Raw genomic sequence first — 12,815 nt, forward strand, 5'->3', positions numbered from 1 at the left:
CCCTCACTTCGCTGCGCGACGCTCGCGTGCTGCGATCTTGAAACGTTCCTGCGCATCCAAGACGACCTTGCGGACGCGAACCGCTTCAGGCGTGACCTCGACACATTCGTCGTTAGCCGCAAATTCAAGCGACTCTTCAAGAGTCAGCTTGCGCGACGGAGTCAGCGATTCGTACACATCAGCGGTAGCTGAACGCGTGTTCGTCTGCTTCTTCTCACGGCAGATGTTGACGTCCATATCTTCGCCACGCGGATTTTCGCCAACAACCTGGCCTTCGTAAACCTCGGAAGAAGGCTCAACGATGAAGGAACCGCGTTCCTGCAGGTTCGTCATCGCATACGGAGTTGCCTGGCCTGCACGGTCAGCAACCAGCGAGCCGGTCAGACGCTGCTCGATGACACCCTGCCACGGGGCGTAGCCGTCAGCGATCGACGATGCGATACCGGTACCGCGCGTTTCGGTGAGGAAGCGGGTACGGAAGCCGATCAGACCGCGCGCCGGAACGACAAACTCCAGGCGGATCCAGCCCGAACCGTGGTTCGACATGGTTTCCATGCGACCCTTACGGGCTGCCATCAGCTGCGTAACGGAGCCGAGGTACTCTTCGGGAATGTCGATAGTCATACGTTCCATCGGCTCACTGCGAACACCTTCAATGTCCTTCGTGACAACCTGAGGCTTACCGACGGTCAGTTCGAAGCCTTCGCGACGCATCTGCTCGACCAGGATGGCAAGAGCCAGCTCCCCGCGCCCCTGGACCTCCCAGGCATCGGGACGCTCGGTCGGCAGAACCTTCAGAGACACGTTGCCCACCAGCTCGCGGTCAAGACGATCCTTGACCTGACGTGCGGTGACCTTCGCACCCTTGACACGACCAGCCATCGGCGAAGTGTTGATACCGATCGTCATCGAGATCGCCGGATCATCAACGGTGATCAACGGCAGAGGACGAGGATCTTCAAGGTCGACCAGCGATTCACCGATCATGATGTCTTCAATACCGGCAACAGCGACGATATCGCCGGGGCCAGCAGTCTCAGCAGAAACGCGCTCCAGGCCTTCAGTGCGTAGCAGTTCGGTGATACGCACGGAACGAATGGTGCCGTCATGGCGGGCAAGACCCACATTCGCACCCTTGGTCAGTGTGCCATTGTGGATACGAAGCAGAGCAAGACGACCTAGGAACGGCGATGCGTCAAGGTTCGTAACGTGTGCCTGAAGCGGAACGTCCTCTTCGTATTCTGGGCCGGGGATACGGTTCAGAATCGTTTCAAACAGGGGCTCGAGATCCTCGGTCGGAAGCTGGCCGTCACCGGGGTTTTCCAGCGAGCACACGCCAGCCTTGGCGGACGCGTAAATAACGGGCACATCGAGCAGAGAATCAACATCGGTTTCAATACCGTCATTCAGCAGATCTTCACCCAGCGACAGCAGAAGGTCGGTCGTTTCAGAAACGACCTCTTCAATACGCGAGTCCGGACGGTCAACCTTATTCACAACGACGACAACCGGGAGCTGTGCCTGCAGAGCCTTACGTAGAACGAAGCGAGTCTGAGGAAGCGGCCCCTCGGAAGCATCGACCATCAGGACAACACCGTCAACCATGGACAGACCACGTTCAACCTCGCCACCGAAGTCAGCGTGACCGGGGGTGTCAATAACGTTAATGGTGACGCCGTCTTCAAGACCGAGCTTCTGAGCGGCTGGACCACGGTAGTGGACAGCTGTGTTCTTCGCGAGGATCGTAATGCCCTTTTCGCGTTCAAGATCGCCCGAGTCCATGACACGCTCGCCCGTCTTCTCGACGGTGTCACGGTCAGAAAAAGCGCCGGACTGCCAGAGCATCGCGTCGACCAGGGTTGTCTTACCGTGGTCAACGTGCGCCACGATTGCGACATTACGCAGGTCAGAGCGGGTTGGCATAGATGAACTCCTCAATAACACGATGGCCAGCAACACCTGAATCAGTCAGTGCGAGCATGGCCGGTGGGTACACATTCGACCCACAAAATAGCTGAAACCAGAATATCGGCTTAACGCCGGCATTCTCCTACCCATACCTGCGACGTTCGCCACGTCATGTGGGACGCTCATGCACGCTCGCGAGCGGTCGTACTACCGTTAGAGAGGAAGTGAGACCGCATGATGCGCCTCGTCGCCCATCATTGTCGAACACCACACAACCACCCCGAAGCACCCACCACCGAGAGGGACACTGTGCGAATACGCCCGCTGATCGCCCGCACGTACATGAAGTTCTCGCGTTGGACTCTGTCCGCCGAACCCCTGCCTGAAAAAGTCATGGTCATCGGTGCACCTCACACGTCCAACTGGGATGGCGTTTTCATGGCGCTCGCATTCTGGTCGATTAACCGCGAGTTCACGTTCCTCGTCAAAGACTCCGTGGTGAAGGTCCCCGTCTTCGGCAGGTTCGTCAAGTGGATCGGCGGACGTGCGATCGATCGCAGTGGCGCACACGGAGTCGTTGGACAGATTGTGGAGCAGTCGAACGCCGTAGATGAGTTCACCATCGTGCTCACCCCGAAGGGTACGAGGTCCCCGCGCGACTACTGGAAGTCCGGTTTCTACCGCATTGCGACGGACGCTCACCTGCCTGTTCAGCTCGGGTTTGTCGATAAGAAGACAATGACTTTCGGATGGGGTCATAACATCACCCTGACCGGCGACGTGCGCGCTGACATGGAGGTCATCCGCGAGTTCTACGCTGACAAGGTGGGCGTAAACCCCGAAATGGCGTCGGTTCCACGCCTGCGCGCTGAGGACGAAGAGGCCTAACCCCCTGGTTTTTTACGGGCAGAACGCCGAATTTTACGGGCAGAACGTCGGATTGTGTGGCCTCGTCCCTTATTTTGCGTTGAGAGAAGTCGCTCCCTTGGGGCGCGCGAGGCACCGTCGCAGGCCTCGAGTCCGGTGGTGGCGGAACGGTCGCAGTGACCATCATTTCGATCCTTCTGATTGCGTTCTTCTGGCTGCCGCAGGCAAACGCATGGTTCATCAGGACCACTGAAGAAGCTGACCGGGCATCGGGCATGACCCCTAACCACACAGCTGATTTCAGAAACAGCCGAAGAGCGTTCCCTAGTCGATGACGAGGGAACGCTCTTCGCTTACAACGAGCACCTCGGCCCCCCTGAGGGCCTCACCGAGAACGTCGTTGACCGCCCACTCAAGAGAGTCAAGGGCGTCTTCTCCCCCGCTGATGGCTTCAGCCTCGCAGTCGTTGACCCGGATGAGCGCAGCCCCGCCGATTGGCACAACACCCTCGGCATCAGAACCGTGCTCTTCAACAATGCGCGCCCACGCGGAGTCCAGCGCTTTCGGCGTTATGACACGCACCCGGACTCGGTATGCCAGGTCTTGGGTTGTGTGTCGATCAAACCAGTCATCAGACACTTTCCACATCGTCATGCTTCAAGTATCAGACCGAGCAGCAGAAAACTGCAATGGGTAGGGCATTCCGCTCAACGTTGAAGCGGAGCTCAACCACGTTTCGCACGAGACGAACGTCACAGCCTCTATTCTACTTCTTTGATGTAAGCCCCGTTCGGAACTTGGTCAGAGGTTCAGACGTTGAACCTGAACTCGACCACGTCGCCGTCAGCCATCACGTAATCCTTGCCTTCCATGCGGACCTTGCCGGCCGCGCGGGCTTCCTGCATGCCACCGTATTTGATCAGGTCGTCATAGGACACGATCTCAGCTTTAATGAAGCCCTTCTGGAAGTCCGTGTGAATAACCCCGGCAGCCTGCGGAGCAGTATCACCGCGATGGATCGTCCACGCGCGTGATTCCTTCGGACCAGCCGTCAGATAGGTCTGCAAGCCAAGAGTTTCAAAACCAACGCGCGCGAGTTTATCCAAGCCGGCTTCACTCTGTCCGGATTCTTCCAGCATCTCGCGCGCATCGTCTTCATCAAGCTCAACCAGTTCGGCTTCGAACTGAGCGTCAAGGAAGATGGCATCAGCCGGAGCGACCAGCTCGCGCAACGATGCTTGCAGGGCCTCGTCTTCCATCCCCTTCGCGTCCATGTTGAACACGAAAATGAACGGCTTGGTCGTCATGAGCTGGAACGATTTCAGCGCATCGGGATCCAAGTCAGCGCCCGCGGGGCCCGACAGGAGCTCGCCACGTTCGAGGATTTCAAGAGCTGCCTTGGCAGTTTCAAGGACGACTGCTTCGGTCTTCTTACCTCGCACCTCTTTTTCGAGGCGCGGGATCTGCTTTTCCAGCGTCTGGATATCGGCAAGAATCAGCTCGGTCTGGATCGTCTCAATGTCGGAAGCAGGATCAACCTTGCCGTCAACGTGCACGACATCCGGGTCTAAGAATGCGCGAGTCACCTGGCAGATTGCGTCGGCCTCACGAATATTTGCGAGGAACTGGTTGCCCAGACCTTCACCCTCAGACGCACCTCGGACGATACCTGCAATATCAACGAAGGAAACCGTCGCGGGAATGATCTTCTCTGAATGGAAGATATCCGCCAGCACCTTCAGGCGAGGATCCGGCAAAGGTACAACGCCAACGTTCGGTTCAATGGTTGCGAACGGGTAGTTCGCCGCCAGAACGGTGGCGCGAGTCAGAGCATTGAACAGGGTCGACTTGCCGACGTTGGGCAGTCCTGCGATTCCGATAGTAAGAGACACGCTGACCATTCTAGGTCAGCGTGCCATCCTATGGAGTATCAGCTGGTGTGATCAGGGCCAGCCTTGCGCGGTGCGTGCGGGCGTGCGTCAACTAAGCCGTTCGCTTCCAGTTCCGTTCGCAAATTACGAGGCAACGCGAAGGTGATCGTTTCCGTTTCAGTTCGAACAACGTCAACCGTGGGGAACCCACGAGGTTGCAACCACTCAATAACATCGCGAACCAGGATCTCAGGCACGGAAGCACCCGAGGTCAGTCCGACCGTCTTGGCGCCTTCAAACCAGGCTTCCTGCAATTCTTCAGCCTTATCCACGCGATACGCTGCACCGGCACCAGCTTCAAGAGCGACTTCGACAAGGCGCACCGAGTTCGAGGAGTTCGCCGAACCGACAACCACCATGACGTCAACCTTCGGGGCAATCGTCTTAACGGCAACCTGACGGTTTTGGGTCGCGTAGCAAATGTCGTCCGACGGCGGGTCAATCAGATTGGGGAAACGCTGGCGCAGACGGTCAACCGTTTCGCGCGTCTCGTCAACGGACAGCGTGGTCTGTGAAATCCACACGACACGGTCAGGATCACGAACCTCAACGTTTGCGACCTCGTCGGGTGTTCCCACGACCTGAATATGCGAAGGGGCTTCACCGAAAGTACCTTCGACCTCTTCGTGCCCCTGATGCCCGACCAGAATGATGTCGTAGTCTTCCTTCGCGAAACGCACGGCCTCGCGGTGAACCTTGGTCACCAACGGGCACGTCGCATCAATCGTGGCAAGCCGACGACCTTCAGCCCCATCACGTACTTGTGGCGAAACGCCGTGTGCGCTGAAGACGACGCGTGCCCCTTCGGGGACCTCATCAGTCTCTTGGACGAAAACCGCACCACGCTTCGTCAGTGACTCAACGACGTATTTGTTGTGCACGATCTCTTTACGCACGTAAACCGGCGCACCGTAAAGGTCCAAGGCCTTTTCAACGACATCAACAGCCCTGTCCACTCCGGCGCAGTACCCACGTGGGGCGGCCAAGTAGATGTGGCCGGTCTCGTTCCCCGATTCCTTCGAAGAAGCGGAGTAGGTCGAATCGATGGCGGGAAAAGCATCCGTCAGGTCACTCATGCTCTCAATTTACCGACATCTGTGTCGTGAGTGCGCGCTGAACGAGGCTTTGAGCACAGCTCCACATTTCTGCAATTCGATTCACCCATGGCCTGTGGCATTCTTGGATGCGTGACGAATCAACCTCTGGCACTTCGGGCCGCGGACACAACCGCAGATAACCCTTGGCCTCTCCGCAAGCTAACGGAGAACATCAAAATCTACGTCGAACGCATGTCTACGCTCTGGGTCGAAGGCCAGATCGTTGAATATAAGCCACGCGCTACCTCGAAAATCGCATTCTTCGTCCTCCGTGATGTTGAGACCGACACTTCGATGACCGTCACCGCATGGCCGGGGATGGTGAAGGAACTTGGTGGCGCTTTCACAGAGGGCGCACGGATCGTCACGCGTGTTACCCCTCAGTTTTGGACGTCTAAGGGTTCCCTGAATCTGCGCGCGCAAGAAATCCGTATCGCGGGCTCGGGCAATCTTCTGCTTCAGATCGAGCAATTGCGCGCTCAGCTTCAAAAAGAAGGACTCTTTGCGCGTGAGCGAAAGAAGCCCATCCCCTTCCTGCCCGGTCGAATCGGCCTGATCTGCGGGTCGAACGCGAAGGCGAAAGACGATGTCCTCGTCAACGCCACAGACCGCTGGCCCGTCGCTGACTTCGAGATCAGGGAAGTCGCCGTTCAGGGCGAGCGCTGCGTACCCGAAGTCATGAGTGCTCTCAGTGAATTGGACGCACGGCCCGATATTGATGTCATCGTCATTGCACGCGGTGGCGGCTCCGTTGAAGACCTTCTGCCGTTCTCTAACGAACGACTACTGCGCGCCGTCGCATCAACTTCCACTCCGGTCGTGTCGGCGATTGGGCACGAGGCCGACGCTCCCCTGCTGGACTTTGTCGCCGATTTCAGGGCGTCGACTCCGACGGATGCCGCGAAGCGAATCGTCCCGGACTATGCAACTGAGCAAGCGCACATTCAAACAGCAATCGACACAATGCGCGGAGCCCTCATGCTTCGATTGGGCCGCGAGCGCCAGCTCATCGATTCATACGCTTCTCGCCCGGTTCTGCTCAGCCCGGGGGCGGTCGTCGATACGCATCGCGCGGGGCTTGCTCAAACGCTCACCGGTTTGCGACATGCAGTTGAGCGACGCCTTTCAGCTGAAACAACCGCACTGGGACGGATGCAGGCAACACTCACTGCTCTTTCCCCGCAGGGAACACTCGATCGCGGTTATTCGATTCTGAAGCTTCCCAGTGGAGCAATCATCAAGGATGTTGCCGACGCACCAAAAGGTAGTTTGATCGAAGGCGTCCTTGCATCGGGCCGGATGGTCGCTCAGGTTGTGGGAACTACGCCCGCGTCCTCAGCAGACCAAGCGAACGGATAAATGGACGCGACCTCGTCCCCCTTTCTTTGCACATCAGCCATTCACTCTCACATCGACTGTCATACCCCGGAGGTACATATGGATAACGAACTGGCTCCCGTCGAGTCATTGTCCTACGAGCAAGCACGCGACGAACTCGTGCAGATCGTCAAGCAACTCGAATCGGGTCAAGCACCGCTTGAAACGACTCTGTCTCAGTGGGAGCGCGGGGAAGCGTTGGCCGGCCACTGCAAGCAGATTCTTGATGTTGCCGCGTCTCGTCTGGATAAGGCTGAGGCTCGCGCACAGTAGCTGGCAGGTGCGAATGATGGTTCGCGTAGAGCTTGTATCAGGTTCATTTGGGAGTCTTTGAGGATGTGCTTGAGATCCAGTTGATATCCGCTTTGGAGACGAACATGGTGTTCATGGCGAGCAACAGACCAACACCCTGCGCACAGATGGCACACGCGAGCATCGATTGGGCATGTTGATGCTCTGATCAGACTAAAATCGGTACAGATCGCGCAGCCTGTCTGCGCACCCGACAAAGGATGTGCCATGGATCTTGCTCACGAGCCTCATATTCTCGCCATCGGCGAAGCGCTCATTGACATCGTTACGCCTATTTCTCACCCTGAAGATGCACGCGAAATCCCCGGTGGTTCGCCAGCGAACGTCGCTATGACCCTTGGGCGTCTGGGACGCCCATCGGTGCTCTCCACGTGGTTTGCAAACGATCCACGTGGCAAGGTCATCGAGGAACACTTCACCGCTTCCCACGTGGTCATCACCCCCGAATCGCGCGGGGCTCACCACACGACCACTGCTCTTGCATCCATTGATGACAAGGGCGCGGCCACCTACACCTTCGACTTCGACTGGAACCCCACCAACCCGATCCCCGTTTCTGACCAGGCGCTGGTCGTGCACGCAGGCTCGATTTCCGCGGCCGTCCAGCCTGGTGCCGACACCGTGTACGAGGCCCTGAAAACCGCACGTCCTCACGCACTAATCACCTTCGACCCGAACGCTCGTCCTGCCATTATGGGCTCGCCAGAAAAAGCCATGCCCCTGGTCGAAAAATTCGTCGCAGTATCGGACGTCATCAAGGTGTCCGACGAGGATCTTGAGTGGCTTACCAATGGTGAAGACCTCGATCATGTGATTGCCCGTTGGCTTGGCCTTGGGCCTTCGTTGATTATCGTCACTCGTGGCAAGAAGGGCGGTCTAGCCGTTTCGAAGTCAGGTGTCCGCGTCGAAGCTACCCCCGGCGATGTCAAGGTCGTCGACACCGTTGGTGCCGGTGATTCGTTCATGGGTGGCATTTTGGATGCAATGTGGGGTCTTCAGCTGTGCGGTGCTGAAGGACGCGCCACTCTTGAGACAATTGATGCTGACCAGGTCCAAACAATTCTTGACCGCGCTTCCCGCATCTCTGACGTGACCGTGTCGCGCGCGGGCGCTAACCCACCGTGGTCGTACGAAATCGACTGACGCACTACGTGAAATACGGGCGATACCTCATGAAGTATCGCCCGTGTTTTTTATCCAACAGGTGGCTTCACTCCACCGGTGTCACACTCCGACGGATCTATTTTCCCAGCCTGCGTTCACGTTGAGCATAGGAGCGCAGAGCACGCAGGAAGTCCACGCGCCTAAAGTCCGGCCAATAGGCCTCGCAGAAGTAGTACTCCGAATGGACTGACTGCCAAATCATGAACCCGGACAGTCGTTGCTCGCCGGACGTGCGGATCACCAAATCGGGGTCCGGTTGGTCTTTCGTGTACAGGTGAGCAGTGATATCCGCATCGGATAGACAGTCCGCGACTTCGTCAAGGTTCTTCCCCTGGGCCGACGCCTCACGCATGATCGCGCGAACAGCTTCGGTGATTTCGTGGCGTCCTCCGTAGCCGACGGCAACGTTGACTTTCATACCCCGAACGGTCGCGGTCGATGCAACCGATGCGCGGATTCGCGCTGCTACGTCTTCGGGGAGTAGGCCCAAGTCTCCAACGACGTTGAGATGCCATTTTCCTTGCATAGCCAAGTGGTCAACGGCGTCGGCGATGATACCAAGGAGTTCGGTCAGTTCCTCTGATGTGCGAGAAAGATTGTCGGTCGACAGCATCCACAAGGTGATGACTTCGACGCCGAGTTCTTCTGCCCAGACGAGGAATTCGGAGATCTTGTCGGCGCCGGCACGATGACCTTGCGACGCTTGTTTGCCGGTGGATTTGGCCCAACGACGATTTCCGTCAAGAATGACGCCAATGTGTCTGGGGATCGCCGACTGGGGAAGCTGCTTGCGCAGACGTTCCTCGTACAGGTCATAGGCCAGAGCGAGTCGCGCCATGGTCCCTCCCACTTCAGGCTACCGGTAGCAGTTGACAGTGTTGTAACCGTTAGCGACACCGTATTGGGCAACCGCTAGCGATCGTTGATCTGCGTTAAGGGTAATCGTTTTTCATAGTGAAAGTGACCTCACCTGCACGCATATGCACATTGGAGGTGCGCGATGACCCCGATTGTTGGAACCGAACACCTTGGAGGCCTTGGAAGATGTTCATCTGCCGGATCACACCTCGCACCTAATCACTAACTTACGGTAACGTAGGTTATGTGGATATCAGCGTGAGACTGACAGCCACGGTTTGAATTAATGCGCGTTTGAATTCGTTTTTGGGAGGCATCATGAAGGTCGCATCGCTTCGTCCGAAGTCGTGGGTTCCAAACCAGCTGATCGCTATTAAGCCTCACCTGCGAGGATGGTTGCATCTTGTGACAGCCCCACTCTCGCTAGCGGCATCAATTGTGCTGATCTGTCTTGCCCCAACGACTCCGACGAAGTGGGCATCCGCGGTTTACCTTGCCTCGTCTCTTCTTCTTTTTGGCATCTCGGCTCTCTATCATCGCTTCTACTGGAAGCCAAACTGGGAGCTCGTGTGGAAACGGCTTGATCACTCGAATATTTTCCTTCTCATCGCTGGCACATACACTCCCTTGTCGGTTGCCTTGCTCACCAGGCACGATGCAATGGTTCTGCTGTCGATTGTCTGGATTGGGGCCATCATCGGGATCCTCATCAACCTTTTCTGGCCGACCGCCCCGCGGCGGCTCTCAACGTTAATCTACGTGGTTTTGGGATGGACTGCTGTCGCATACCTCCCTCAGCTCTGGAGCGCTGGTGGCCCGGCTGTGGTCTGGCTGATCGTCGCGGGGGGCATTCTTTACACACTGGGCGCAATAGTCTACGCAACAAAGCGTCCGGATCCTTCCCCGACGTGGTTCGGGTTCCACGAAATCTTCCACGCTTTCACCGTTGCCGCCTGGGCATGCCACTGCGTGGGCGTGTACTTGGCCGTTCTTCTCTGATTTTCTCTGCCCTTGTTGACGAGGCCGGACGGCTCATCTGCACGTTGCGTTTGCGCCCGGAATTCACCTGACTACTTCGCATTCGGGCAGGAATGTTTTGACATTGCTAGACTGACTGAGTCTTAGCGCCGGTACCATCGTTCCGGCTATCGTTTTTGGAGGACCCTTATGGCCGACACTCAGTGGCTGACTCAGGCTCAGTACGACCTTCTACAGAAGGAGCTCACCGAGCGCATTGAAATCAAGCGCCCGGGAATTGCGAAGCTGATCGATGCAGCTCGCCAGGAGGGCGACCTGCGTGAGAACGGTGGCTACCACGCTGCACGCAACGAACAGTCGATGAACGAAACACGCATCCAGACTCTCCAGGAGATGCTCGCTTCAGCAGAGGTTGGCGAAACGCCCGCTGATGACGGCATCGTTGAACCCGGCATGGTTGTGACTGCTCTGGTTGGCGGACGCGAGATGACGTTCCTTCTCGGTTCACGTGACGCTGGTGGAGACTTGGGCGTGCAGGTCTTCTCTGCGAAGGCTCCTCTGGGTGCCGCGGTCACCGGACACAAGACGGGCGACAAGGTGTCATACGAGGCTCCAAATGGCAAGGAGATCGAGGTCGAGATCCTCACAGCAAAGCCTTTCGTGGGCTGATCCGCTCTAGAGCGCCCCTTCATTCTGCTCTTTCAAGGTCAGCGTTTCAAAGAGGATGCGCGCCTTGTTCTTCCATAGAACACCCGGAGGGAAATAGCGCCGAAGCATGTGTGGCGGGGTCAGTAGTCAAAGACTACTGACCCCGCCACACGTGTTGAACAATCTTAAACGCTACCTAGCCTCCCCTGGGCTTTCCATGCTCTGGGCACTTTCGGTGTCGTCCATATCCGGATTTTCCGCTGAACCGGGGGCCTCACGCCTAGAAGTGGACGCAACCGATCCGTCAGCCACGATCTGAGACGCCGCGTCTTGGGATGAAGATTGCGCGGGGGCCTCGTTGACGTGCGTCTTCGACGCGTACGATGCTGCGACCATTTCATCGAGCATTCCAGGAGGACCGCCGGGACGATCCTGCTTTGTTGCCAGCTCTGGCATGGAGTCATATCCGTGCAGGTAGAGGAACGTGGCATTCAAGAACGCCGCAATCGGAACACCGAAAACAGCGCCAGGAATACCGCCCAGTGAACCAGCGCCTGCCACGACAAGCAACACGGCTATCGGGTGAAGAGAAACAGCGTGAGACATCAACAGAGGCTGAAGAAGATTCGATTCGATCTGCTGAACAACCAAGATAACAACCAGCATGATAACGCCAGCCGTAATCCCCTGATCAACCAAAGCAACCAAAACAGCGATGGCACCGGACACCATTGCGCCAGCAATCGGAACGAAGGACGCAAAGAATACGACCACGATGATCGGAAGAACCATGGGGAGCCCCAAGAAGAAGGCTCCTAAACCGATACCCACCGCGTCGATAGCGGCAACTTGAATCTGGGTTCGAACGTACGAACCGAGCGTCACCCAGCCACGAATCGCAGATTCGTGCAGAGGAGTACGTGCCGGAGCTGGGAACAGTCGCACAATCCACAGCCAGATTGTGCGTCCCTCTTTAAGGAAGAAGAACAGGCAGAACAGCATGATCAGGAAGCCGGAAACTAACGATACCACCGAGGACGTGACCGAGTAGGCCTGGCTGAAAATCTGCTGCACGTTCTGCTGCACATAGTTGGTAATCTGAGTCATCGCGCTGGTGACAACATTGTCGAAGACCGTCATGTCGATCTTCCATGGCAGCTGAGCCAACCAGTCACGGAACGTATCAAGACCACCGCTAGCCTTCCTCATCAGATCAGGCAACTGCATGGCAATTTCTGTTCCCGCCTGCGACAGAGCACCGGCGACAAGCGCAACCAGAAATAGCAGACCCAGAGCTGCCGCCAACGTGCGCGGAAGCTTTGCCTTTACGGTCAGCCAACGCACAAGCGGTTCAAGCAAGACAGCTAAAAGCAAAGCAATCGCGACTGAAATAATCAGCGTCCAGATCTTGGAGGCAGCCCACGCGATACCCGCAGTTGCGATCGCAACGACAATCAGACGCCATGACAGTGCGGCAGATAAGCGAAGGGGCCAGGGAACGGACCTTGTTGCATCACGTTCACTTTCAAGCGTGTCCCCGCGGTGGAACTCCATCGTGGGCTCTTCTGCGCCGACGGCATTCTTGTGCTCCGCTTCTGACGCGAGCCGAGCAACAAACGCGCCAAGACGCGCTTTGTTTCGTCCCTTACGATCAAACATCGCGGCCCCTTTCACT

At 57.2% G+C, this 12,815-nt stretch carries 12 protein-coding genes; 6 read left to right on the forward strand and 6 right to left on the reverse strand.

From position 1 onward, the window contains the following. Positions 1 to 3: 3 nt before the first annotated feature. Positions 4 to 1,923: a translational GTPase TypA gene (typA, locus tag HMPREF9241_RS05970; RefSeq protein WP_006681387.1), complete on the reverse strand. Its 1,920-nt coding sequence runs from the start codon at positions 1,921 to 1,923 to the stop codon at positions 4 to 6. Between the two features lie 294 nt (positions 1,924 to 2,217). Here typA and HMPREF9241_RS05975 point away from each other — a divergent pair, with 294 nt between their 5' ends. Beyond that, entirely contained in the window at positions 2,218 to 2,796 is a 579-nt protein-coding gene (locus HMPREF9241_RS05975) for a 1-acyl-sn-glycerol-3-phosphate acyltransferase (RefSeq protein ID WP_006681388.1), read from the forward strand. Between the two features lie 303 nt (positions 2,797 to 3,099). Here the strand turns inward: HMPREF9241_RS05975 and HMPREF9241_RS05980 are convergent, their stop codons facing one another. The 3 genes from HMPREF9241_RS05980 to HMPREF9241_RS05990 all read right to left on the reverse strand — a co-directional run bounded on the left by HMPREF9241_RS05980 (position 3,100) and on the right by HMPREF9241_RS05990 (position 5,782). After that, a complete protein-coding gene (locus HMPREF9241_RS05980) occupies positions 3,100 to 3,429 on the reverse strand; it encodes a hypothetical protein (protein ID WP_006681389.1) in 330 nt (109 codons plus the stop codon). 155 nt (positions 3,430 to 3,584) lie between these two features. Next, the gene (ychF, locus tag HMPREF9241_RS05985; RefSeq protein WP_040318649.1) at positions 3,585 to 4,667 is read right to left on the reverse strand and encodes a redox-regulated ATPase YchF; all 1,083 of its coding nucleotides are present in this window, start codon (positions 4,665 to 4,667) and stop codon (positions 3,585 to 3,587) included. Between the two features lie 38 nt (positions 4,668 to 4,705). Next, a complete protein-coding gene (locus HMPREF9241_RS05990; RefSeq protein ID WP_006681391.1) occupies positions 4,706 to 5,782 on the reverse strand; it encodes a 4-hydroxy-3-methylbut-2-enyl diphosphate reductase in 1,077 nt (358 codons plus the stop codon). An 87-nt stretch (positions 5,783 to 5,869) separates the two neighbouring features. Between HMPREF9241_RS05990 and xseA the strand changes: the two genes are divergently transcribed. The 3 genes from xseA to HMPREF9241_RS06005 all read left to right on the forward strand — a co-directional run bounded on the left by xseA (position 5,870) and on the right by HMPREF9241_RS06005 (position 8,635). Then, on the forward strand, positions 5,870 to 7,162 hold the full coding sequence (xseA, locus tag HMPREF9241_RS05995) for an exodeoxyribonuclease VII large subunit (RefSeq protein WP_006681392.1): 1,293 nt from the start codon (positions 5,870 to 5,872) through the stop codon (positions 7,160 to 7,162). A gap of 78 nt (positions 7,163 to 7,240) precedes the next feature. Then, positions 7,241 to 7,453 carry an exodeoxyribonuclease VII small subunit gene (locus HMPREF9241_RS06000; protein ID WP_006681393.1) on the forward strand — a complete coding sequence of 71 codons (213 nt, stop codon included), beginning with the start codon at positions 7,241 to 7,243 and terminating at the stop codon, positions 7,451 to 7,453. 246 nt (positions 7,454 to 7,699) lie between these two features. Further along, on the forward strand, positions 7,700 to 8,635 hold the full coding sequence (locus HMPREF9241_RS06005) for a carbohydrate kinase family protein (RefSeq protein ID WP_006681394.1): 936 nt from the start codon (positions 7,700 to 7,702) through the stop codon (positions 8,633 to 8,635). Positions 8,636 to 8,732: 97 nt separating this feature from the next. On the opposite strand, the gene HMPREF9241_RS06010 is transcribed toward HMPREF9241_RS06005, so the two are convergent. Beyond that, a complete protein-coding gene (locus tag HMPREF9241_RS06010) occupies positions 8,733 to 9,494 on the reverse strand; it encodes an isoprenyl transferase (RefSeq protein ID WP_006681395.1) in 762 nt (253 codons plus the stop codon). A 338-nt stretch (positions 9,495 to 9,832) separates the two neighbouring features. Between HMPREF9241_RS06010 and trhA the strand changes: the two genes are divergently transcribed. Continuing rightward, positions 9,833 to 10,513, forward strand: coding sequence for a PAQR family membrane homeostasis protein TrhA (gene trhA, locus HMPREF9241_RS06015; RefSeq protein ID WP_006681396.1), 681 nt, complete (start codon positions 9,833 to 9,835; stop codon positions 10,511 to 10,513). Between the two features lie 168 nt (positions 10,514 to 10,681). After that, on the forward strand, positions 10,682 to 11,161 hold the full coding sequence (gene greA, locus HMPREF9241_RS06020; RefSeq protein WP_006681397.1) for a transcription elongation factor GreA: 480 nt from the start codon (positions 10,682 to 10,684) through the stop codon (positions 11,159 to 11,161). Positions 11,162 to 11,332: 171 nt separating this feature from the next. Here the strand turns inward: greA and HMPREF9241_RS06025 are convergent, their stop codons facing one another. Next, positions 11,333 to 12,799: an AI-2E family transporter gene (locus HMPREF9241_RS06025; RefSeq protein WP_006681398.1), complete on the reverse strand. Its 1,467-nt coding sequence runs from the start codon at positions 12,797 to 12,799 to the stop codon at positions 11,333 to 11,335. Positions 12,800 to 12,815: the final 16 nt, after the last annotated feature.

It is taken from the genome of Schaalia turicensis ACS-279-V-Col4, from assembly GCF_000296505.1.
GTDB lineage: Bacteria > Actinomycetota > Actinomycetes > Actinomycetales > Actinomycetaceae > Pauljensenia > Pauljensenia turicensis_A.